Source organism: Campylobacter sputorum, assembly GCF_002220775.1.
GTDB lineage: Bacteria > Campylobacterota > Campylobacteria > Campylobacterales > Campylobacteraceae > Campylobacter_F > Campylobacter_F bovis.
Genome location: NZ_CP019685.1, coordinates 74,081 through 95,570 on the forward strand (window position 1 = coordinate 74,081; position 21,490 = coordinate 95,570).

Here is a 21,490-nt window from a genome sequence, read left to right on the forward strand (position 1 = left end):
TATATTTGTAAAATTTTTATTATAAGGCATAAAAATGAAACAAAAAATTTTAATTTTAGTATGTACTGCTGTGGTGTTTGTTGGTTGTGCTAGTGAAAGCTCAAGAGTGGTTGAAGTACCAAAAGTTGAGATATCAAAGGTTGCATATCAAGGTCAAAAAATATCAGTATCCATAGGAAGATTTAACAACCAATCATCATATCAAAATGGCATATTTTCAGATGGCGAAGATAGACTTGGAAATCAAGCTCAAACTATACTTGCAACAAGTTTGCAACAAAGTGGAAGATTTGATGTTTTAGACAGAACAAATTTAAAAGCTATGGCACAAGAAAGTGGTTTTTCTAAAACAACACAAGATATAAAAGGTGCTAGATATATTATAACAGGTGATGTTGTTGAGTTTGGTAGAAAAACAGTTGGAGATCATCAGCTTTTTGGAATTTTAGGTCGTGGTAAAACTCAAATTGCGTATTCAAAAGTAAATTTAAATATCGTTGATGTTAAGACTTCTCAAATTGTATATTCTACGCAAGGTGCTGGAGAATACTCTCTTTCAAATCGTGAAGTTATAGGTTTTGGTGGAACTGCTGGATATGATGCAACGCTAAATGGTAGGGTTTTAAGCCTTTCTATAAATGAGGCTGTTAATAATCTAGCTTTAGGACTTGATAATAAAGAGTGGAAATGAAACTTTATAAAATATTGTTTTTAGGTATATTTGCGATACTTTTATCAGGTTGTGCTGCTTCTAAAAAGCCGATATACTATTGGGATGCGAGTTATGAGGAATCCATCTATAACTATCTTAATGAAGAAGGCGATATAAACGAACAGATAGATAATTTAGAAAAATATATCCAAAAAGCTTATGAAAAAAACGAAAAAGTTCCGCCAGGTCTTTATGCACATCTAGGATTAATGTATCACAAAAATGGAGATGATGAGAAGTTTTTTGCTTATTTAGACAAAGAAGCGGAGCTTTTTGAAGAATCAAGGCAGTATGTGGAATTTCTAAAAAGCAGTAAAACCAAATCAATTATAAAAACTAAAAAGGATAAAAAATGAGATTTAAATTTTTAATTTTTTTATCGTTTTTGACATTGTTTTTATTTAGCGGTTGTGCAACAAAAGAGCCCGATATTTATGATTATTCGAATTTTTTGCAATCAAGACCAAAGTCTATTTTGGTGGTTATGCCAAAAAACGAATCGCTAGAACCAAAGGCAGCAACGGCAATTTTAGCAAATGCTATTTTGCCATTAAGTGAGGCTGGGTATTATGTGTTTCCAGTAACTTTGGTTAATGAAACTTTTAAGAGTAATGGGATTTTTAGTGGCGAAGATATAGCCCAAATTCCGCTTAATAAACTAAGAGAAATTTACTTGGCTGATAGTGTTTTATTTATAGATGTTAAAGATTATGGTTCTAGGTATGCTTTACTTGATACACAAATTACAATTGAAATTTCTGTAAAATTAATAGATTTAAACAATGGAAATTTGCTCTGGGATAGAAGTGAAAAGATAATTCAATCAGCAAGTAATGGTAATAATAATATTATAGGAATGTTTATAACTGCTATGGTGGCACAAGTTGTAAATACTGTAACAGATAACTCTTATAATGTTGCAAAAACTACTGATTTTATAACATTTTCTACGGATTGTTATAAATGTATTTTACACGGGCATAGATCCCCAAATTTTGGTAAAGATAAACAGCTTAGTAAATGATTTATATTAAATTCTAAAGCAAATTTGGCTTTATATAAATAGTTATTTTATTATAATTTTTTGCTCTTTTGGTTCGCAAACTTCGCCTATAATTGCACTTTTTTCATATCCTGCATTTTTTAAATTTATAAGTGTTTTATTTGCGTCTTTTTGCTCAATACTAAGAAGTAAGCCACCGCTTGTTTGTGCATCAAAATACAAAATATCAACTTCGTCTTTACTATAAATATATGTTTTAACAAATTCCATATTTTTATAGCTTCCAGCTGGTATAAAGCCCATATTTGCATATTTGATAGCTGATTTCATGAGCGGGATATTGTCTTTTTGTAAAACAAAACTTATATCATCTCTACTCATCTCAAAAAGATGTCCAAGCAAGCCAAAGCCAGTTATATCCGTACAAGCACTTACTTTTATATCTTTTAATGCACTGATGGCATAGAAATTTAGCTGAGTCATATAAGATATGGCTTCTTGTATTTCTTTTAAATTTAGTATATCGGCTTTTATACAAGTGCTTAAAACGCCTATGCCAAGCGGTTTTGTAAGAATTAAAACATCGCCAATTTTTGCCGTGCTATTGCTCCAAAAATTCTTTGGATTAACTTTACCTGTAACGCTTAACCCATAATACATCTCTTTTGTTTCTATGCTATGTCCGCCTACTAAAACTCCGCCACATTCATTGATTTTGCTTTTGCCGCCTTGTAAAATTTCACTCATTATAGATTTTTCGAAATTACAACTATCAAAACCCATAATATTTAGTGCATTTATCACTTCTCCGCCCATTGCGAAAATATCACTTAGTGAATTTGCAGCTGCGATTTGACCATATATAAACGGGTCATCTACCACAGGCGTTATAAAATCAAGAGTTTGAACAAGAGCCAACTCCTCGTTTATTTTAAAGATTGCTGCATCTTCGTTGCTATTAATTGATGATAGTAAATTTACATTTTTTTCTAGTAAAGTGCCAATGTATTTGTTTAAACCCGACGGGTCTATTTTGGCAGCTCAACCAGCAGCTTTTACAAATTTTGTTAGCTTTTTATTGTTATAAATCATAGCGAAACTACATCATTTTCCATAAGTAAAACTGCTATTTCATAAGCATTTCCAAGCTCTCCGATACTAAGCTTATCAACTAAATTTAGTGATTTTAAACAACTTCCACAACTTATGATTTTAACACCAGCATTTTCTAAATCTTTAAGTGGTTTATATCCATAGTGATCTCTATTAGTGGTCATTAAAACCGAATTATTTACGCATATTATGTATTTTGGTTTTACTGGCGAGCTTAAAAGTGAGCTTAAAAATGTAGTTAAAACTGTTTCGCCAATAGGCATAGGTCCTATTTTATCATCTTTAAAATACACAAGTTTTGATCTTTTAGACGGCATTTCGCAGTTGTATTCATTATCATTTATCTCGGTTATATCTTTGGTTTTTATAACGCAAATTTCATCGTATCTTTCAAAGTTTTTTATACTTGGATTCATACCAAAATTGCTTAGAAATTTTTTGACATTATTAAGTGGGGCTGTATCGTTTACTAAAATACTTAAACTTTCGCCTATTTGCATTTTCTCTAAAGCATTTTTTGTCTCAATTACTGGCTTTGGACACTCCATATTTCTACAATCAATTTGCATAATATTCCTTTAAATTTAGTTTTTTTCAAACCTTGAAGCTAAATATATTATACCTTAAATTTTATTTTTTCAAAATTAAATAAAAAGTCTAAATTTAAGAGTATAATTGCGAAAATTTACATATAGGATAAGAAATGAAATTTGATATAAATGGTTACGAGTTACATAAATTTGATATACATTCAAAAGATATTATGCAAAAGTATTTAACAGAGCTTGGACTTGATCAGCAAGTTGACATCAGTGATTATACTTTTGCATCAAATTATATTTGGCTTTCAAATTCTAGCGGATTTTATGCGATTATTGATGATTGTTTTTGTCTTTTTATAATGACTGGAAGTGAGCTTAGTATGCTTTTACCGCCACTTGGTAAGCTTTCAAATTTAAAAAATGCGATTTTACACTGCTTTGAACTTATGAATGCAAACAATAGTTCGCAACATTACGCAAGGATTGATTATGTAGCTGAGGTTATTTTGGAAAAATTTGCAACTTCGCTTGATCCTAATGCTATAATTTTTGATGTGTTTGAGGATTTTGTATTTGAAAAAAAATTGGCTGATTATATTTATAAAACAGATGATCTTATAGAGCTAAAAGGAAATTCGTATCATACAAAACGAACTGAAATAAATAAATTTAAAAACACATATCCAAATTTTAGAGTAGAAGAGCTTGATGTTGCAAAGCATAAAAACGACATTATATCTTTAAGTAATATTTGGGTTCAAGAGCGTATAAAATATATGCCAAAAGAGCAGATTGATGATTTTATGGAGGGAATTTATCAAGAAAAAACTGCCATAAAAAGAATGCTAAATTTCTATGAAGAGCTTGAACTTATCGGTATAGTTATCTATATAGATGATGAAATGCATGGATTTACCGTAGGAGAAAAAATCAATGAAGGCGTAGCAAGTGTTATCATAGAAAAGACAAATTTCCAAACTCTTGGATGTGCGCAGTTTATATTTAGAGAATTTAGTAAAATTTTAAAACAAAAATACAATTGTGAGTTTATAAATGTAGGCGATGATATGGGCTTTGAAAATCTTAAAAAAGTTAAGATGAGTTATAGACCTTTTAAACTTGATATAAAATACTCAATTTATCAAAAATGAATATAATTAAAGCAAACCCAAAAGACATAAACGCACTTTTAGATATAGAAAATGAGGCTTTTGGTGGTAGTGGATTTGAGCTTAGTAAGGCAAGTTTTTACTACCACATAAGAAAAAATTTTTTCTATGTTGTAAAGGATGATAATGGTGAAATTTTAGGCTATATTTTGGTTTTTGCTTATCTTAAAATTCCCAGAATTTACTCAATTGCTATTAGTAAAAATGCAAGACAAAAAGGCGTAGGAACCGCACTTATAAACTTTGTACTTACTAAATTTAGCCATTTAAGATTAGAAGTTAGAAAAGACAATAAAAACGCCATAGCATTATATGAAAAATTTGGTTTTGTAGTAGAAAAAATTTTACCATCATATTACTCAGATGACTGCGATGGTTTGTTTATGATTAAAAAATAATATATATAATTAATTTGTAAGTAAGATTAAGATAAAATTGGCAATGATTAAAGCAAAAAAACATTTTGGACAAAATTTTCTTAAAGATGCTACTGTTTTAAATAAAATCATCCAATCGATTCCCGATGGCGAAAAAAACTTAGTTGAAATCGGGCCTGGCTTAGGTGATTTAACAAATGAGCTTATAAAAGTTGGAAATGTTACCTGTTATGAGATAGATTCAGATCTTTGTGAGAATTTGCAATCTAAATTTGGGGGTAAGATTAAGCTAATTTGTGATGATGCATTAAAGGTTTGGGAGAGTTCATCTCTTAGTGATAAACCATATTTTTTAGTGGCAAATTTACCTTATTATGTCGCAACTAAGATGGTTTTAAATGCTATAGATGATACTTTATGCAAAGGTTTTGTTGTAATGGTGCAAAAAGAAGTTGCTGAAAAATTTTGTGCCAAGGTTGGCGAGAAGGAATTTAGCTCACTATCTATCATATCAAATTTAAATGGAGATATAGAGCTTTTATTTGATGTTTTAAGAACTTCATTTAATCCGCCACCAAAAGTTACTTCATCTGTTATAAAATTTATAAAACAAGATAAAAAAATTTTAGATGATTTGGACTATTTTAAATTTAAAGAGTTTTTAAAAATATGTTTTTTGTCTCCACGCAAGATGTTGATAAAAAATTTATCATCAAAATTTGCTAAAGACAAATTAAATGAAATTTTTTTAAATTTATATATAAAACCTACAGCAAGAGCCCATGAAATAGATGCCACCTTATATAAAAAAATTTTTTTAAATTTAAAGGCAGAAAATGGAAGAAAAGGAAACAATAACTAGTAATTCTAATCAAGAAGAGAGGAAATTTAATAAACAAAATAGATATAAAAGACACAAAAAAAATCTTCAAAGACAGGTAAAAAATAGCAATAGCAGTAATGAAAATACACAAAAAGCTGGTCAAAATAATAAAGAAAATTTAGAAAATACAGCCTGCGATACAGCAAAAAAGAAAAAAAGACACACTAAAAAAAGCACTTCTAATATAAGATTAAATGGAAATGAAGAGTGGCAAGTAAATATAAGCGAGGCTGTTGAAGCAAATGCGGCTATACATGATTTGCGTTTAAATCCATTAAAATATTATAATAATACAGAAAATACCGTTCGTATAACACCGCTTGGTGGACTTGGCGAGATTGGTGCAAATATGACTGTGTTTGAAACAAATACAAGTGCTATTATAGTTGATGTTGGAATGAGTTTTCCAGATGAAAATATGCTTGGTGTTGATATTTTGATACCTGATTTTGATTATATAAGAAAGATAAAAAATAAAATAAAAGGTATAATTATAACGCACGCTCACGAAGATCATATAGGTGCTATGCCTTACTTTTTTAAAGAATTTAAATTTCCTATATATGCTACACCTCTACCGCTTGGAATGATATCAAATAAATTTGATGAACATGGCTTAAAGGCTGAAAAATCTTACTTTAGACCCGTTGAAAAGCGTAAAATTTATGATATAGGCGATTTTAGTGTAGAGTTTATCCATATAACTCACTCTATAATTGATGCTTCAGCTCTTGCAATTACTACAAAAGCTGGAACTATCATACATACTGGCGATTTTAAAATAGATCATACCCCAATAGATGGGTATCCAACAGATTTAAGTAGGTTAGCATATTATGGTGAAAAAGGTGTTTTGCTTTTAATGAGCGATAGCACAAATTCTCACAAAGAGGGTTTTACAAAAAGTGAAGGTAGTGTAGGAAATACCTTTGATGATATTTTTAGTAAGTCAAAAGGTAGAGTTATAATGAGTACATTTAGCTCAAATATACATAGAGTTTATCAAGCTATAGAAAGAGGACTAAAATATAATCGCAAAATTTGTGTTATAGGTCGCTCAATGGAAAGAAATTTATTTACCGCAATGCAACTTAATTACATAAAAATTGACAAAAAGTATTTTATAGATGCCGATGAGGTTGTGAAATATCCAGACCATGAAGTTTTAATAGTAACAACTGGCTCTCAAGGAGAGACAATGAGCGCACTTTATAGAATGGCTACTGATGAGCATAAATACATAAAGATAAAACCAAGTGACCAAATCATCATCTCAGCTAAAGCAATTCCTGGAAATGAAAGTAGTGTTTCAACTGTGTTAAACTATCTTTTAAAAAGTGGAGCAAGCGTTGCTTATCAAGACTTTAGTGAAATTCATGTCTCAGGACACGCTGCAAAAGAAGAACAAAAACTTATGATAAGACTTATAAAACCTAAATTTTTCTTGCCAGTTCATGGCGAGTATAATCATATAGTAAAACATAAAGAAACTGCTATTTCATGTGGTATAAATGAAGCAAATATCTATCTTATGAATGATGGCGATCAAATGGAAGTATGTGGAAAATATCTAAAGCGTGTTAAAACCGTAAAAACCGGTAAAGTTTTCATAGATAATCAGATAAATAAACAAATTAGCGATAATGTTGTTATGGATAGGCAAAATTTAGCAGATGCTGGCGTTGTGATAATTATCGCACAAATTGACAAATCTCAGAAAAAACTCATAAAAACTCGCGTTATGAACTATGGCCTTACAAATGACAATCAAAACTCAAATTTAACAAAAGAGATGGAAGAAACGCTAATTCAATTTTTAAGCAATGTCAAAGATGAGGCCATGTCTGATCAAAAAATATTAGAAAACCAGATTCGTCAAGTTGTAAGAAAACATATATTTAGAAAAACTAAAAAATATCCTATCATCGTTCCTGTGATTTATTTGATGTAAAGGCATAAAATGAGTGAAATTTTAGAAATAGCAAGAGAAGTTTTAAGGCTTGAAGGAAATGAACTTTTGCGCAATGCTGATATTATTGGAAAAGATATAGAAGATGCCATAAATTTGATAAATGATTGCAAAGGTAAAGTTGTAGTTACTGGCGTTGGCAAAAGCGGGCATATAGGAGCAAAAATAGCTGCAACTTTGGCAAGCACAGGAACACCTAGCTTTTTTTTACACCCAACTGAGGCCATGCATGGAGATCTTGGTATGCTTCAAAGCGACGATATCATACTTGCCATATCATTTAGTGGAGAAAGCGATGAGCTTATAAACATAATGCCGCACATAAAAAGATATGGTAATAAAATCATAGCTATGGCAAAAGATAAAAATAGTTCACTTGGTAAATTTAGTGATGCATTTATCAAAATTGATATATTAAAAGAAGCGTGTTCAATAGTGGCAGCTCCTACGGTTTCTACGACACTAACACTTGCACTTGGCGATGCGTTGGCTGTTTGTTTGATGAGAAAAAATAGTTTTAAAAAAGAAGATTTTGCAAATTTTCATCCTGGCGGAAGTTTGGGTAAAAGGCTATTTTTAAAAGTAAAAGATGTAATGCAAAAAGCACCTTTGCCTATCGCACAAAGTGATATTAGTTTAAAGTTAGCCATAGATACAATGACACATGGTAAACTTGGCTCTGTTTTGCTAACAGATAAAAATGGAAATTTAGAAGCTATTTTGAGTGATGGTGATTTGCGTAGAGCTTTGATGAAAGAAAATTTTGATATCAACGATAAAGCCATAAATTACGCTACTAAAAATCCAAAAGTTATAACAAATGCGGATATGCTTGCTTATGATGCATTAAAAATTATAGAAGAGTATAAAATACAACTTTTAGTTGTTGTTAATGAATCAAATAAACCAATTGGCGTTTTACACATTCACGAACTAACAAAATTAGGATTATAAAAATGCAAAAAATGAGGTTAAATAAATTTATATCTCACAATACAAGTTATTCAAGAAGAGAAGCAGATGAACTTATAAAAAACTCAAAAGTTAGTGTAAATGGTAGAATTATTAATGATTTTATAGAAGTTAGCGGTGAAGAAAAAATATGCATAAACGGGCGATTAGTAAAGCTTAAAAAAGATTTTACAATGATTGTTTATAACAAACCAAAAGGCGAGTTAGTAACAAAAAAAGACGATCGTGGTCGTCGCAAGATTTATGATAGTCTACCAAGCGGTTTTAGCAAATTTGTTAGCGTTGGGCGCTTGGACTTTGCAAGTGAGGGACTTTTACTATTAACAGACGCACCAGCTATCGCTAATGCATTAACAAACAGCGATTTGGAACGAGAGTATTATCTTAAAATTAAAGGTGAAATCACAGATGAGGTTAAAACTGCGATGAAAGATGGCTTTTTTGCAAAAGACGCAACAAAGGGAGCTCATGCAAAAACTACCATAAAATCGATGGAATTTAAGCCATTTATTGCATATGATATATTTGGTTCAAGTGGAGGATATACAAAACTTAGAGTGATGATAAATGAGGGTCAAAATAGAGAATTAAGGCGATTTTTTGGTTGCTTTGATTTAGAAGTAATGGATTTAAAACGCGTAAGCTATGGCATAATTGAGCTTGGGATGTTAAAAGAGGGCAAATGGCGATATTTTACCAATAGCGAGTATGATGATTTAAGAGATTTTTTGAAACAAAATAAAGTATATTATTAATTATATTTTATAAGGTTTATCATGAGTTTAAAAACAAACGCTGCTAGAATTTTAGATAACTTAAATATAGATTACGAGATAAAAGAGTATTGTGTTGATGAAAATCATTTAGATGCAGTGCATACGGCTAGTAAAACTGGCATTAGTATAGAAAAAGTATATAAAACCATAGTTTGCAAAGCAGATAATGAGCATATAGTTGCTTGTTTGCAAGGCGATTTAAGTTTAAATTTAAAAGCATTAGCAAAAATTGCTGGGGCAAAGAGATGTGAGCTTATAAATTTAAAAGACATAACAAAAATAACTGGTTATATCAGAGGTGGCTGTTCGCCACTTGGTATGAAAAAACATTTTAGAACTTTTATAGATGAGAAAATTTTATCTCAAGAGCAAATTTGTGTAAGTGCTGGCATTCGCGGTAAGCAAATTTATATTAAACCAAATGATCTTATAAAAGCAACAAATGCCACACTTTGTGATATTACGCAAGATTAAATTTAAAAATCTTTTTTGCTAAATAATGTTCCACCGCTTTGTTTGTTGTGTAGTAAAAAGTCCTTTGCTACACTTAAGTCAAATCCGCTTGCCAAAAACATTTCTTTGTTATTTTTGAGTAAAAAATCAGCGGCTTTTAGTTTTGTTGTGATTCCACCAGTCCCCATTTGGCTTCCTGGGAGCGGTTTTTGGTTTAATTCATATTCGTTTATTTCTTTTACTAGGGGGCGAATTTTTGCGTTTGCATTTTTTCTTGGATCATCGTCATAATATCCATCTATATCGCTTAAAATTACTAGTAAATCAGCATCAAAGTAATTTGCTACACTTGCACTAAGCCTGTCATTATCTCCATAAACTATCTCTTCTATAGCTGTTGCATCATTTTCATTTATAATTGGTAAAACCTTATTTTTAAGCAGTCCATCTATGGCATTTTTTGCATGAAGAGTTCTTTTTCTAGAATCAAAATCCATTCCTGTTAATAAAATTTGCGACGCTAAAACTTTATGTTTAGAAAGAAATTTGCTATAAATTTCCATTAAATAAGGCTGTCCGATGGCTGCGAGAATTTGCTTTGCTACAACTCCGTCTTTTGATATGTGTAATTTAACTCTACCGGCACTTGCTGCACCAGAGCTAACTAAAATAACTTCGTATTTTTGTCTTAATTGTATTAAAAATTCGCATAAATTTTCAACTCTTTCTTCGCTAATATGATCAACTTCACTAATGATATGAGATCCTACTTTGATTACAATTTTTTTCATTTTTTGCCTTTAAATTTATAAAAACTATAAAATTATTTATTTTTTAAAATTTCAATTATAGCCCATTTAAGTTCATTGATATTAAAATTCGTGGCACTTGATATAGGCATTACAAAACATGGTTTTGAGTTGTCTAATTCCTCAAAATTTTGTTTTTGGGTAAAATTAAACTCTTTTAAAAAATCTCTGTATTTTTGCTCAAAATTGTCACAAGCGTCGATTCTTGTTATTGCAATTGCAAATTTTTTTTCATAAAGTTCTTTTGAAAATTTTTCTAATTCATGTTTTAAAGCATTGTATTGTTCGCTTAGCGTTTTATAATTTGCACTATCTATCATATAAAGCAATATTTTAGTTCTTTGAACATGTTTTAAAAACTTAAGTCCAAGACCTTTTCCCTCACTTGCTCCTTCTATTATACCTGGAATATCTGCTATTATAAATTTAGAATACTCATCAACTTCAACCATACCAAGTTTTGGCGTTAATGTGGTAAATTCATAATCTGCGATTTGCGGCTTTGCGTTTGATATGGTAGAAATTAGTGTAGACTTGCCAACATTTGGAAAGCCAAGCAAACCTACATCGGCAATTAATTTTAACTCAAGTCTTATATTTAGCTCTTCGCCAGGAATTCCTGGTTGTGCATAAGTTGGGGCTTGGTTTATAGAGTTTTTAAAATGCACATTGCCAAGTCCGCCTTTACCGCCTTTTAGTATAAGTTTTTTTTCTCCCTCGTTTAGCATATCAAGTAGTATTTTACCGCTATTGTCATCATATACAATGGTTCCTGGCGGAACTATTAGAATTAAATCTTCTCCTCTTTTTCCTGTTCTTTTTTTACCCTCACCGCCTTTGCCATTTGAAGCTTTTAGAAGTTTTTTTCCTTTATATTTTGCAAGAGTATGTGTATTATTATCAACTAAAAAGTATACATCACCACCATCACCACCATCACCACCATCTGGACCGCCGAGTTCAATAAATTTTTCCCTTCTAAAACTTGATGCACCAGAACCGCCATTGCCAGATTTTATTTTAAATTTAACGCTATCAACAAACATTTTTTACCTTAAATAAATTTGTCGGATTATAGCAAAAGTATTTGAATATTAAATTTAGAAGAAATAAAGCCACTCAAAGCGGCTTTATTTTGCATTATTATTGTAAAAGTTTTAAAACATTTTGTTGAACAGCATTTGCTTGACTCATTGCATAGCTTCCTGATTGTGCAAGAATGTTAAATTTAGAGAAATTCGCACTCTCGCTAGCAAAGTCAACATCTCTGATTTGAGATTCAGCTGATTTAACATTTACTTGAGTTACTGAAATGTTATTTAATGTTGATGTTATTTGATTTTGAACAGAACCCATATCAGCCCTAATTGCATCAAGGTTTTTAGTTGCAGTTTCAGCTATACTCATAACAGCCATTGCACCTTTCAAGGTTGTAACACCCGCTGTTTTATCCGAAGATACAAACTCAACATTTAAGTTTGCATTAAAGCCCATTGCTGAAGCTATATCTTTTTGTATAACACCTTTAATCTCTCTTAAAGATACAGTTTTTTGTGCTGTTGCACTTGCTTTTTCAAAGCCGATTATTCCAGCTTTTCCACCCATATTTCCACCAGAAACAATTATATCATTTCCTGAAAGCCTAATAAGGCTTAAGCGACCATAATTTTCAGTTTGACCACTAATACCTGTTGTTTTGGCATCATCTCCTGCAAGACCTTCTATTTTTATACCCCTGCCATCTCTTGAGGTTAAATTTAAGTGACCTCTACTATCAACGCTTGCTTCAACACCAGTTGTATCTTTAACAGCATTTATTGCAGCAACTAAAGCTCCTGTTGAGTCGTTTGCTTTATAATCTACTTTACCAATTGTAACACCATTTATTTTAAAAGCTGAAGTTGTTGCTCCCTCTTTGATTGCAGATTTACCAGTTGTTTGAACATTATAAGTTGCACGAATTCCAGTTTTATCACTTGCTTTATTTATATTTTCAGCAAGTACCCCTATACCTGTTCCAACACTTGTTGAGATAACAGCACTTTCTATCTCGTAGTCATTTACACCATCTGTATTTATAAACTTAATTTTAACTTCACTAGAAGCTGTAATGCTAGCACCTGTTTCAAATCTAGTTAAACCTATTTTATTTGATGTTGTAGCTCCAATTGTAGCTTTAACACTCTCATTTGAGTAAGCACCCACTTGAAACTCTTTGTTTATAAATGTTCCAGAAAGTAACTTTTGTCCATTAAAGCTTGTTGTATTTCCTATGCTATCAAGTGATTCCATAAGACGAACAATATCGTTTTGTATAGCACGACGAGACTCAGTTGTTTGACCATCTTGTGCTGCTTGAACCGCTTTAGCTTTGATAGTATCAAGAATTTTAAGTTGCTCATCCATAGCTTTATCGGCAACTTTTATGATACCTATTGCATCGTTTGAGTTTGCAATAGCTTGACCAAGTGAACTTGCTTGTGAGCGTAAGCTATCTGCTATTGCAAGACCAGAAGCATCATCTGCTGCAGTTTGAATTCTAAGACCAGAACTTAATCTACCTAAAGAGTTATCCAAACTTCTATTGTTTACAACGCTGTTAGTGTGAGCATTCATTGCTGCTATATTCGTGTTAATGCGAAATCCCATTTTAAATCCTTTTACTGTTTTTACAAAATGTTAATGTAAACTTTTGTTTGAATTAATAAAGCAAAATATGTTCCATTTTTTAAAATAGCAATAAAATACATTTATATTTCAAATTTATATTTAAAAAAGATAAACTAGGTATAATAAAAATATATTTATATATTAAATTTGTAGATATTAATTTTATAAGGATTAGCAGTGATTTATTATACTAAAAAACGCTATATTGTATATGTTTTAATAGCTATTTTGTTTGTTTCTTTACCATTTTTACACATAGATGGTAATCATTTTTTTCTATTAAGTTTTGATAGAAAAGAGTTACATTTGTTGTTTACGAGATTTGATATGCAAGAGATGTATCTTATGCCTTTTGTTTTGATAACTCTTTTTTTAAGTATATTTTTCATAACAACTTTGGCTGGTCGTGTTTGGTGTGGTTGGAGCTGTCCTGAGACTATATTTAGAGTTATTTTTAGAGATGTGATACAAACAAAATTATTAAAAATAAGAAAAAGCACTGCAAATAAACAAAGTAAACCTAAGTTAAATTTAGTAAAACAAATTATCGCCATATTTATATTTGCTTGCTTTGCTTTAATTGTCGCATCAAATTTTATGATGTATTTTATACCACCTGAAGATTTTTTTATTTATATAAAAAATCCTAGCGAACATGCTATACTTTTTGGGATAATATTTTTTGTAACACTATTTTTGATATTTGATATTGTATTTTTACAAGAGAGATTTTGTGTGTATGTTTGTCCTTATGCAAGGATACAATCTGTAATGTTTGATAATGATACCATACAAGTTATTTATGATGAAAAAAGAGGTGGAGTTATTTATAATGGCAAGGAAAAAATATCAAATAAGCCACTTGAAGAAGAGGCTGAATGTATAGGCTGTAATGCTTGTGTAAATATATGTCCAACACACATTGATATAAGAAAAGGTATGCAGCTTGAGTGTATAAATTGCCTTGAATGTAGCGATGCTTGTGCTAAAATCATGGATAAATTTGGTAAAAAAAGTTTGATAAATTGGACAAGCAAAAATGCTATTGAAAGCGGCAATAAAGTAAAATACTTAAGATTTAGAACTATTGGATATATTGTTGTTATATCAATTGTTTTGTGTGTTTTAGCTTTTATGAGTACTAAAAAAGAAAATATGCTTTTAAATATAAATAGAACTACAGAGCTTTACCATATACATAAAAATGACAAAGGTGTGCGAGTAGATAATGCATATACATTTTTCATACAAAATACAAGCAAACAAGACCACAAATACTATTTTGATGTAAATGATAGTAGGATTTCTATATCTAAACCAAAAAAAGATATTTATATAAAAGCTGGATCTAAAAGAAAAATTATAGTAGTTTTAAGCACAAATCAAGAATTAAGCAATAACAATAGATCAGATACTCCATTTGATATACTTATAAATGCCTATGCTGTTGATGATAGAAATATAAGTGTAAATAGAAAAACAATTTTTGTATATCCAAAACAAAAAGTGATATTTAAGAAAATGAAAAAAAATCATGAAACAAGATGAAATTTCAACAAAAACGCAAAAAAGACTAGATAGTATTTTAAAAGCTTCTCTTGATATTTTTTTACAAAAAGGGTATGCAAACACAAGCTTAAGCGATATAGTTTCACAAAGCGGCGGTTCGCTTTCTACTATTTATAAGTATTTCAAAAACAAAGAAGGACTTTTTAAGGCTATTTTAGAAAATGGTATCAAGAAATTTTATAAAGAGATTGATAAAAAAATAGATTTAAAAGAAAATCTTAGTATAGAAGAATTTTTATATAGATTTTCTGATGTTTATCTTGATACTGTTTTAAACGATAAATCCGTTATGTTCTATAGACTAGTTTTTAGTGAAGCTGCTACAAAAGATATAAATTTAAAAAAGATTATGTATGAGTATGAGCTAACATTAATAAATAAAATTTTAGTTGATTTTTTAAAAAAAGAAGAACATGTCGATAAATTTATAGATAAAGACCTAGAATCCGTTGCTATGTCGTTTTGGTTTAGTGTAAGGGAGCCATTTTTATATAGAAAACTTCTTTTTAATCAAAATATAAAGTTAAAAAAAAGTGAAAAAGACGCGCATATTCGCAAGAAAATAAATATATTTTTGCACGGAAATTTAAAAAGTTAATTTATAAGGGGATTTGTAGATAAATCCCCTTATGATATAGATTATACTAATTTTACGCCTTGTCCATCACAAAGCTCACCAATGACATAACCATCTGTTTTGCTAAGGATAAAATCAGCATTATTTTTATCAACACACAACACCATTCCAACGCCGTTGTTGAAAGTTCTTTGCATCTCTTTTTCATCAACGCATTTTGATATAATGTTAAATATCTCAGGAGTTTTTATGGCATTTTTTTCTATTTTAGCACCGATACCATCAGGAAAAACTCTAGGTAAATTTTCAACTAAGCCACCTCCTGTTATATGCGCCATTGCATTTATTTTGTCTTTTAAATTTAAAAACTCATCTACATAAATTCTAGTTGGTTCAAGTAGAGTTTGTATGAGTGTTTTAGAGCCTATTTTTTCATCAAATTTAAGTCCAAGTTTGCTTATAACTTTTCTTGCTAAACTAAAACCATTTGAGTGAAGTCCGCTACTTGGAAGTGCTATTAATATATCGCCTTTTTTTACAAATTTACTTCTATCTATCTCATCAATTTCTGCTATACCAGTTGCAAATCCAGCTAAATCAAAATCACCGTCTTGATACATTGATGGCATTTCTGCTGTCTCTCCGCCAATAAGTGAGCATTTTGCTATTTTGCAACCTTCGCTTATACTTTTTACAACTTTTTTTGCACTATCTATGTCAAGTTTTGCTGTAGCATAGTAATCTAAGAAAAAAAGCGGTGTAGCAAAGTTGCAAATTAAATCATTTACGCACATTGCAACAAGGTCAATTCCAACGCCATCAAGCATATTTGCATCTATGGCAAGGCGAAGTTTTGTTCCAACGCCATCAGTTGCCCCTAAAATTGCTGGATTTTTATATCCATTAGGTAGTCTTACTGCACCAGAAAATGAGCCAATTGAACCTATCTCATTTCCTCTAAAAGTTGATTTCACAAATGGTTTTATCTCATTAACAAAGCTATTTCCGGCATCTATATCAACCCCTGCCTCTTTATAACTTATCATAAATTTGCCTTTTAATAAATTTGCATAATTTTAGCCAAAAGTTGATAAAATCTAAGTAAAGGATAAGAATGAAATATAAATATGCTATTGTTTTAACAGGCTGTATTGCAAGCGGCAAAAGTAGTGTTGCAAATATTTTAAAATTATATGGTTTTAAAGTAATTGATGCTGATGAGATAAGTCACAATATATTAGATGAGTTAGCAAGCCAAATAGCTCAAATTTTTGGAAAAGAGTTTGTAGATGGTAAAAAAGTAAATCGTAAAAAACTTGGAGAGTATGTTTTTAAGGATAAATTCGAACTTACTAGATTAGAAAATTTACTTCATCCAAAGATAAAAGAGAGAATTTATAAGTTAGCAGATGAGCTAGAAAAAACTAATTTTCCATATTTTGTAGATATACCGCTTTTTTATGAGAAAAAAAATTATGATTTTAACAAAGTTGTAGTTGTTTATACGCCAAAACAAACTGTGCTTAAAAGGTTAATAAAAAGAGATAAAATTGATGAAAAAACTGCACTTCAAAGACTAAATTTACAAATAGATATAGAAGAAAAAAGAAAAACGGCTGATTTTGTTATAGATAATAGTGGAGATTTAAAGCACTTAAATGCCCAGATAGAAAAATTTATATCAAATTTAAAAGAAATCTACCCGTTTTCTTTATAATTATTTTTAAATTTTACATAAGAAATTGCAGAATCTTTTATAGATTTTATCTCTTCATCACTTAGTTTTCTTATAAGCTTTGCAGGATTTCCAAGTATGAGTGAGTAAGGAGGAAATTTTTTATTTTTTGTTATTAAGCTTCCAGCTCCAACTATGCAATCTTCTCCTATAATAACTCCATCCATTATAGTAGAGTTCATTCCAATTAATACTCTATCTTGTATTTTGCACCCATGTATTACGCAATTATGCCCTATGGTTACTTCGTTTCCGATAATAACAGGAGAGCCTTCGTCTATCAAGTTGCCATTTTTATCAAATTCTTTATGCCAAACATGGATTGTGGTAAGATCTTGTATATTTGTTTTTTTACCAATTTTTATGAAATTTACATCGCCTCTTAAAACGCAGTTAAACCAAACACTGCTATCATCATCTATATGGACATCCCCAATAATTTTAGCCCCACTTGCTATAAAAACATTTTTATGAATTTTAGGTAAATTACCATTAAAGCATATATTCATTTGTTTCCCCTTTTTTATATAAAAAATTTACAATATTTTACCAAATTTTGGTATACTTCGTAGAATTTTTTACTTGGATGTTTTATGGAAAATAGTTTTAGACTTTGCTTGTATAGTAATGTATTTTTTGATGTGAGTTATCTTAAGAGTAAATTTGATAGTATTAAAAATTTATTTTTTTCTACTTATATTTTGCAAAATGGCGAATTTGACGATGAACTTTTTTATGAGTTAAAAAATGGAAATCTTAGTGTTTTTTTGTTGGATTTATCAAAAGAGTTAAATGAGGCTAAAAACATACTCAAGCTTTTGTTGGCGGAATTTTATAATTCAAAAATAGTTATAATATTTTTAGGAAATGAGTATCTTTTGGATGAGCAGGAGCCTGAGTTTCAAAAATATGCTAAAGAAAATTTTAAAGTTATGTATCTTTATAATCAAGAAAATATATCAAAAGGAGTGATTGGCGAATTTGAGATTGCTAAATTTGAACTAAATGAACTTTTAGACAAATCTCTGTTTTTAAATAATGACAAATTTGTTTTAATAAGTGATGAAAATACGAATTATCCAAATGCAATGGCATTAAGTGAACAAAAAATGGAGGCAAGCAATGCCCTTGAAATTTGGAATATAGAAGCTTGTTTAAAACATTTAAAAAACGCTTTAGAATTAAAGCCTCTTGATTTTGCTTCAAATTTTTATTTTGCGTATGTTTTGATGACAAAAAACTCAAAGAAATTTTTTATAAAAATAAAAGAAGCTTTGATAAATTCTATATCAATAGCAAAAAAATCCAATGACATTAGCTCTTATGCATTGTGTGCGGCATTTTTGGCTAGAGCTTATTTAATGGCAGGGAAACAAAATGAGTGCATAAGTATACTTAGCGATGCCAAAAATAGCGATGAAAATTGTGCTTTTATAAGATATGAGATGGCTAAATTTTTAGTGTTGAAAAAGAGATTTGATGAAGCTAAAAATGAACTAGAAAATGCATTTAGGTTTAATGTAGATACTCTTAAACTAATAAAAAAAGATCCATTTTTTAATGATTATACAGAGTTAAGAGATGATTTGTTAAAAAAAGAAGACATTATTTCAAGTATGGATGAATACAAAATTAATTTTGTTGATAATGAAATAAAAAAAGATCATGAAAAGCCTAATTTTAATATAGAAAATGAATCAAAAAAACGCATATTTGAACAATTAAGCTATATAAAAGAGTCTTTAGATGAGATGGAGTTTGATGAGGAAAATTCTAAATTACACAAAGATGAGTTTATAAAATTTATATCAAATAAAAGTAAAGAAAGTTTAGAATTTGAAGAGAATAAAAAAGCAGTAAAAATAGAACATTCATCAAATTTAGAAAGCTCTAATCTTAAATTTTATAACAATTTATTATCTTTAAAAAATAAGAAAAAACAGAGTTTAAAAAGCTTTTTTATAACCATAGGTTTTATTTTTATAATAATGTTTGCTTTGTGTTTTCTTTTATCGCAGAAAAATGGCGGATTTCATATAGGTTTGTTTATCATAACTATGGTAATTACACTTGGTGCTGTTATCATAGGTAGTAGCTTAATAAATAAAAAATATGATAAAATGATATCCATAAATTCGCAAAATAGACAAGATGCACAAGATGAACTTGAAGATATTTACAAACAAAATATCAAAGAAATTTCCCAAAAACAATATGAAACACTGAAAAATTTATATGAAGATATTATAAAAGAAAAATTACTTAACATAAAAAATAGCATTGAATCATTTGAAGATATTTATATAAATAGTAGCAGTATTAAAACAATATTTTCTAGTTTAAAAAATGCTACTCAGGGCGAAGTTGTAGTGGTTAGCAAAGATGACAAAGGATATGAATTAAAAGAAGATTTTCCTATATCTTTAGAGATAAATAAAGCAGATGGGAATTTTTTAGCAAAAGTAATATATAAAGAGCAAAACGAGATAGTTTTATCTCGTTTTGGAGCCTATAAAGATTAAGCTTTTTTGGCTTCTGGATGAACTTCGTTTATATAAAATCGAACTGATTCTAAAGCTTCTTTTTTAGACCATTCATAAGCTTTTGAAACAAATTCCCAGTTTATGTGGTTATAAAATTCTTCAAGATATTTTGCTCTTGCATTTTTAAAATCTATATAGTAAGCGTGTTCCCAAACATCTACAACAAGAAGTGGAACTTTGCCATCTGTGATAGGTGTAGCAGCATTGCTTGTGCCGACTATTTCTAATTTATTATTTTTTAGATTATGAACTAACCAGAGCCAACCAGAGCCAAAAAGCCCAGTTGCAGCAGCTATAAATTCTGATTTAAAATCTGTAAAGTCTTTTTCTAAAGCCTCATTTAGCTCACTACTCATAGATGATTTTTTAGCAATACAATCCCAATAAAAATCATGATTGTAAACTTGTGCGGCATTATTAAAAAGTCCTCCTTCTGATTTCATTATGATGTCTAATAAATGATCATCTTTTAAAGGACTATTTTCTAGTTGCTTATTTAGATTGTTTATATAAGTTTGATGATGTTTTCCATAATGAAAAGAACAGGTTTCTTCGCTTACAACTCCACTAATATCTTTTGGTTCAAAAGGCAATTTTCTTAACTCAAACATTTTTTCTCCTTATTAAAAATATTAAAAATATTATACATAATAATGGTAAACCAAAAATAAAAATTTTTCTAATTAATAAATTTTATTATATGAGTTGATTTTTGAAATTTTAAATTTGAGAAAATGAAAAATAAGAAGTAGAGTGGGGGGAGAAAACTCCCCAAATATATTATCTTTTTGAGAATTGCGGGCTTCTTCTAGCCTTTCTTCTACCATATTTTTTACGCTCAACAACACGACTATCTCTAGTTAATAAACCTTTTGGTTTTAATAAAGCTCTAAAATCAGCGTCCATTGAAGCAAGAGCTCTTGAAATCCCGTGTCTTAAAGCCTCAGCTTGTGCACTATAGCCACCACCAAGTGTTTGTGCTTTAATATCCATAGAAGTTTCTTGTTTTGTTACAAGAAGAGGTTGAACAACTTTAAGTTTAATAGCCTCATGACCACCAAGCCAAGTGTTTAAATCCATTCCATTTACTGATATTTTACCGCTACCTGGCTTTACCCAAACCTTAGCTACGGCTGTTTTTCTTTTTCCTGTTGCGTAAACTATAGCCATATTACTTTCCTTCTTTCTTTATTTGAGCGGTATGAGGATGTTCGCTTCCTTCATAAACTTTAAGTTTTTTAATCATATCTTTGCCTAATTTTGTTTTTGGAAGCATTCCACGAACTGCAAGTTTATATAATTTTACTGGATTTTTTTCAAGTAAATCACCAAATTTTTCGCTTTTAACACTTCCAAAATATCCTGAATGTCTGTGATATAATTTGTCTTCAGCTTTATTTATACCAGTTACGATAGCCTTTGAAGCATTTATGATAACCACATAATCTCCACAATCAACATTTGGAGTATAACATGGTTTATGTTTTCCGCGTAATAAAGTAGCTACTTCTGTAAGCAATCTACCAAAAATTTTACCATTAGCGTCAATCACAACCCAGTCGCGTTTGATTTCGCTTGGCTTAGTTATCTTTGTCATAATTTAACCCTTTGCCTAAAA

At 29.9% G+C, this 21,490-nt stretch carries 24 protein-coding genes; 14 read left to right on the forward strand and 10 right to left on the reverse strand.

Annotated elements, in window-relative coordinates; all coding sequences use genetic code 11:
* The first annotated feature begins 34 nt into the window (after nucleotides 1-34).
* The 3 genes from CSPB_RS00400 to CSPB_RS00410 are packed head-to-tail and all read left to right on the forward strand — an operon-like array spanning nucleotide 35 to nucleotide 1,736.
* Nucleotides 35-691 (forward strand): CsgG/HfaB family protein, encoded by a 657-nt coding sequence (locus CSPB_RS00400; RefSeq protein ID WP_089192707.1) that lies wholly within the window; start codon nucleotides 35-37, stop codon nucleotides 689-691.
* Nucleotides 688-1,068, forward strand: a complete 381-nt coding sequence (locus CSPB_RS00405; protein WP_089192708.1) for a DUF4810 domain-containing protein — start codon at nucleotides 688-690, stop codon at nucleotides 1,066-1,068. The genes CSPB_RS00400 and CSPB_RS00405 overlap by 4 nt, the downstream gene beginning before the upstream one ends.
* Nucleotides 1,065-1,736: a DUF799 domain-containing protein gene (locus tag CSPB_RS00410; protein ID WP_089192709.1), complete on the forward strand. Its 672-nt coding sequence runs from the start codon at nucleotides 1,065-1,067 to the stop codon at nucleotides 1,734-1,736. Before CSPB_RS00405 ends, CSPB_RS00410 begins: the two co-directional genes overlap by 4 nt.
* A gap of 42 nt (nucleotides 1,737-1,778) precedes the next feature.
* Here CSPB_RS00410 and selD read toward each other — a convergent pair whose 3' ends face one another.
* Both selD and yedF read right to left on the reverse strand, forming a co-directional pair.
* Complete coding sequence (selD, locus tag CSPB_RS00415) at nucleotides 1,779-2,807, reverse strand: selenide, water dikinase SelD (protein ID WP_089192710.1); 1,029 nt, start codon at nucleotides 2,805-2,807, stop codon at nucleotides 1,779-1,781.
* Nucleotides 2,804-3,397: a sulfurtransferase-like selenium metabolism protein YedF gene (gene yedF / locus CSPB_RS00420; RefSeq protein ID WP_033917088.1), complete on the reverse strand. Its 594-nt coding sequence runs from the start codon at nucleotides 3,395-3,397 to the stop codon at nucleotides 2,804-2,806. Before yedF ends, selD begins: the two co-directional genes overlap by 4 nt.
* Nucleotides 3,398-3,531: 134 nt before the next feature.
* On the opposite strand from yedF, the gene CSPB_RS00425 reads away from it, so the two are divergent.
* The 7 genes from CSPB_RS00425 to ybaK are packed head-to-tail and all read left to right on the forward strand — an operon-like array spanning nucleotide 3,532 to nucleotide 9,990.
* Entirely contained in the window at nucleotides 3,532-4,521 is a 990-nt protein-coding gene (locus tag CSPB_RS00425) for a DUF2156 domain-containing protein (protein ID WP_033917087.1), read from the forward strand.
* Nucleotides 4,518-4,937, forward strand: coding sequence for a GNAT family N-acetyltransferase (locus CSPB_RS00430; RefSeq protein WP_033917086.1), 420 nt, complete (start codon nucleotides 4,518-4,520; stop codon nucleotides 4,935-4,937). The genes CSPB_RS00425 and CSPB_RS00430 overlap by 4 nt, the downstream gene beginning before the upstream one ends.
* A gap of 43 nt (nucleotides 4,938-4,980) precedes the next feature.
* Nucleotides 4,981-5,778: a 16S rRNA (adenine(1518)-N(6)/adenine(1519)-N(6))-dimethyltransferase RsmA gene (gene rsmA / locus CSPB_RS00435; protein ID WP_089193890.1), complete on the forward strand. Its 798-nt coding sequence runs from the start codon at nucleotides 4,981-4,983 to the stop codon at nucleotides 5,776-5,778.
* Nucleotides 5,753-7,750 carry a ribonuclease J gene (locus CSPB_RS00440; RefSeq protein ID WP_089192711.1) on the forward strand — a complete coding sequence of 666 codons (1,998 nt, stop codon included), beginning with the start codon at nucleotides 5,753-5,755 and terminating at the stop codon, nucleotides 7,748-7,750. The genes rsmA and CSPB_RS00440 overlap by 26 nt, the downstream gene beginning before the upstream one ends.
* A gap of 9 nt (nucleotides 7,751-7,759) precedes the next feature.
* Nucleotides 7,760-8,722, forward strand: coding sequence for a KpsF/GutQ family sugar-phosphate isomerase (locus CSPB_RS00445; RefSeq protein WP_089192712.1), 963 nt, complete (start codon nucleotides 7,760-7,762; stop codon nucleotides 8,720-8,722).
* 2 nt (nucleotides 8,723-8,724) lie between these two features.
* On the forward strand, nucleotides 8,725-9,495 hold the full coding sequence (locus CSPB_RS00450; RefSeq protein WP_089192713.1) for a pseudouridine synthase: 771 nt from the start codon (nucleotides 8,725-8,727) through the stop codon (nucleotides 9,493-9,495).
* Between the two features lie 21 nt (nucleotides 9,496-9,516).
* Nucleotides 9,517-9,990 carry a Cys-tRNA(Pro) deacylase gene (gene ybaK / locus CSPB_RS00455; protein ID WP_089192714.1) on the forward strand — a complete coding sequence of 158 codons (474 nt, stop codon included), beginning with the start codon at nucleotides 9,517-9,519 and terminating at the stop codon, nucleotides 9,988-9,990.
* Between the two features lie 2 nt (nucleotides 9,991-9,992).
* Here the strand turns inward: ybaK and proB are convergent, their stop codons facing one another.
* From proB to CSPB_RS00470, 3 genes are all read right to left on the reverse strand, one after another.
* A complete protein-coding gene (gene proB / locus CSPB_RS00460) occupies nucleotides 9,993-10,760 on the reverse strand; it encodes a glutamate 5-kinase (protein WP_089192715.1) in 768 nt (255 codons plus the stop codon).
* Between the two features lie 32 nt (nucleotides 10,761-10,792).
* Nucleotides 10,793-11,824: a GTPase ObgE gene (obgE, locus tag CSPB_RS00465; protein ID WP_089192716.1), complete on the reverse strand. Its 1,032-nt coding sequence runs from the start codon at nucleotides 11,822-11,824 to the stop codon at nucleotides 10,793-10,795.
* Nucleotides 11,825-11,921: 97 nt separating this feature from the next.
* Nucleotides 11,922-13,427 carry a flagellin B gene (locus tag CSPB_RS00470; protein ID WP_089192717.1) on the reverse strand — a complete coding sequence of 502 codons (1,506 nt, stop codon included), beginning with the start codon at nucleotides 13,425-13,427 and terminating at the stop codon, nucleotides 11,922-11,924.
* Between the two features lie 198 nt (nucleotides 13,428-13,625).
* Between CSPB_RS00470 and ccoG the strand changes: the two genes are divergently transcribed.
* Both ccoG and CSPB_RS00480 read left to right on the forward strand, forming a co-directional pair.
* The gene (gene ccoG, locus CSPB_RS00475) at nucleotides 13,626-14,996 is read left to right on the forward strand and encodes a cytochrome c oxidase accessory protein CcoG (protein ID WP_089192718.1); all 1,371 of its coding nucleotides are present in this window, start codon (nucleotides 13,626-13,628) and stop codon (nucleotides 14,994-14,996) included.
* Nucleotides 14,983-15,615, forward strand: coding sequence for a TetR/AcrR family transcriptional regulator (locus CSPB_RS00480; RefSeq protein ID WP_089192719.1), 633 nt, complete (start codon nucleotides 14,983-14,985; stop codon nucleotides 15,613-15,615). Before ccoG ends, CSPB_RS00480 begins: the two co-directional genes overlap by 14 nt.
* Before the next feature lie 41 nt (nucleotides 15,616-15,656).
* On the opposite strand, the gene purM is transcribed toward CSPB_RS00480, so the two are convergent.
* Nucleotides 15,657-16,640 carry a phosphoribosylformylglycinamidine cyclo-ligase gene (purM, locus tag CSPB_RS00485; RefSeq protein WP_089192720.1) on the reverse strand — a complete coding sequence of 328 codons (984 nt, stop codon included), beginning with the start codon at nucleotides 16,638-16,640 and terminating at the stop codon, nucleotides 15,657-15,659.
* 68 nt (nucleotides 16,641-16,708) lie between these two features.
* On the opposite strand from purM, the gene coaE reads away from it, so the two are divergent.
* Nucleotides 16,709-17,311, forward strand: a complete 603-nt coding sequence (coaE, locus tag CSPB_RS00490) for a dephospho-CoA kinase (protein WP_089192721.1) — start codon at nucleotides 16,709-16,711, stop codon at nucleotides 17,309-17,311.
* Here the strand turns inward: coaE and CSPB_RS00495 are convergent.
* Nucleotides 17,293-17,838 (reverse strand): gamma carbonic anhydrase family protein, encoded by a 546-nt coding sequence (locus CSPB_RS00495; RefSeq protein ID WP_089192722.1) that lies wholly within the window; start codon nucleotides 17,836-17,838, stop codon nucleotides 17,293-17,295. The two genes, coaE and CSPB_RS00495, sit on opposite strands and share 19 nt — an antisense overlap.
* An 84-nt stretch (nucleotides 17,839-17,922) precedes the next feature.
* Here CSPB_RS00495 and CSPB_RS00500 point away from each other — a divergent pair, with 84 nt between their 5' ends.
* Nucleotides 17,923-19,851, forward strand: a complete 1,929-nt coding sequence (locus tag CSPB_RS00500) for a tetratricopeptide repeat protein (RefSeq protein ID WP_089192723.1) — start codon at nucleotides 17,923-17,925, stop codon at nucleotides 19,849-19,851.
* Here CSPB_RS00500 and CSPB_RS00505 read toward each other — a convergent pair.
* From CSPB_RS00505 to rplM, 3 genes are all read right to left on the reverse strand, one after another.
* A complete protein-coding gene (locus CSPB_RS00505) occupies nucleotides 19,848-20,483 on the reverse strand; it encodes a superoxide dismutase (protein ID WP_033917058.1) in 636 nt (211 codons plus the stop codon). The two genes, CSPB_RS00500 and CSPB_RS00505, sit on opposite strands and share 4 nt — an antisense overlap.
* 169 nt (nucleotides 20,484-20,652) lie before the next feature.
* Entirely contained in the window at nucleotides 20,653-21,042 is a 390-nt protein-coding gene (gene rpsI / locus CSPB_RS00510; RefSeq protein ID WP_033917057.1) for a 30S ribosomal protein S9, read from the reverse strand.
* Between the two features lies 1 nt (nucleotide 21,043).
* Entirely contained in the window at nucleotides 21,044-21,469 is a 426-nt protein-coding gene (rplM, locus tag CSPB_RS00515; RefSeq protein ID WP_033917056.1) for a 50S ribosomal protein L13, read from the reverse strand.
* Between the last annotated feature and the right edge of the window lie 21 nt (nucleotides 21,470-21,490).

Bases quoted from the DNA above. Each gene is read 5' to 3' on its own strand.
- obgE (WP_089192716.1), bottom strand. From the start codon at position 11,824: ATGTTTGTTGATAGCGTTAAATTTAAAATAAAATCTGGCAATGGCGGT.
- purM (WP_089192720.1), bottom strand. From the start codon at position 16,640: ATGATAAGTTATAAAGAGGCAGGGGTTGATATAGATGCCGGAAATAGC.
- CSPB_RS00495 (WP_089192722.1), bottom strand. From the start codon at position 17,838: ATGAATATATGCTTTAATGGTAATTTACCTAAAATTCATAAAAATGTT.
- coaE (WP_089192721.1), top strand. From the start codon at position 16,709: ATGAAATATAAATATGCTATTGTTTTAACAGGCTGTATTGCAAGCGGC.
- CSPB_RS00470 (WP_089192717.1), bottom strand. From the start codon at position 13,427: ATGGGATTTCGCATTAACACGAATATAGCAGCAATGAATGCTCACACT.
- rsmA (WP_089193890.1), top strand. From the start codon at position 4,981: ATGATTAAAGCAAAAAAACATTTTGGACAAAATTTTCTTAAAGATGCT.
- CSPB_RS00425 (WP_033917087.1), top strand. From the start codon at position 3,532: ATGAAATTTGATATAAATGGTTACGAGTTACATAAATTTGATATACAT.
- rpsI (WP_033917057.1), bottom strand. From the start codon at position 21,042: ATGGCTATAGTTTACGCAACAGGAAAAAGAAAAACAGCCGTAGCTAAG.
- yedF (WP_033917088.1), bottom strand. From the start codon at position 3,397: ATGCAAATTGATTGTAGAAATATGGAGTGTCCAAAGCCAGTAATTGAG.
- ybaK (WP_089192714.1), top strand. From the start codon at position 9,517: ATGAGTTTAAAAACAAACGCTGCTAGAATTTTAGATAACTTAAATATA.
- CSPB_RS00405 (WP_089192708.1), top strand. From the start codon at position 688: ATGAAACTTTATAAAATATTGTTTTTAGGTATATTTGCGATACTTTTA.
- CSPB_RS00480 (WP_089192719.1), top strand. From the start codon at position 14,983: ATGAAACAAGATGAAATTTCAACAAAAACGCAAAAAAGACTAGATAGT.
- proB (WP_089192715.1), bottom strand. From the start codon at position 10,760: ATGAAAAAAATTGTAATCAAAGTAGGATCTCATATCATTAGTGAAGTT.
- CSPB_RS00440 (WP_089192711.1), top strand. From the start codon at position 5,753: ATGGAAGAAAAGGAAACAATAACTAGTAATTCTAATCAAGAAGAGAGG.
- rplM (WP_033917056.1), bottom strand. From the start codon at position 21,469: ATGACAAAGATAACTAAGCCAAGCGAAATCAAACGCGACTGGGTTGTG.
- CSPB_RS00505 (WP_033917058.1), bottom strand. From the start codon at position 20,483: ATGTTTGAGTTAAGAAAATTGCCTTTTGAACCAAAAGATATTAGTGGA.
- CSPB_RS00400 (WP_089192707.1), top strand. From the start codon at position 35: ATGAAACAAAAAATTTTAATTTTAGTATGTACTGCTGTGGTGTTTGTT.
- CSPB_RS00450 (WP_089192713.1), top strand. From the start codon at position 8,725: ATGCAAAAAATGAGGTTAAATAAATTTATATCTCACAATACAAGTTAT.
- CSPB_RS00445 (WP_089192712.1), top strand. From the start codon at position 7,760: ATGAGTGAAATTTTAGAAATAGCAAGAGAAGTTTTAAGGCTTGAAGGA.
- CSPB_RS00410 (WP_089192709.1), top strand. From the start codon at position 1,065: ATGAGATTTAAATTTTTAATTTTTTTATCGTTTTTGACATTGTTTTTA.
- CSPB_RS00500 (WP_089192723.1), top strand. From the start codon at position 17,923: ATGGAAAATAGTTTTAGACTTTGCTTGTATAGTAATGTATTTTTTGAT.
- CSPB_RS00430 (WP_033917086.1), top strand. From the start codon at position 4,518: ATGAATATAATTAAAGCAAACCCAAAAGACATAAACGCACTTTTAGAT.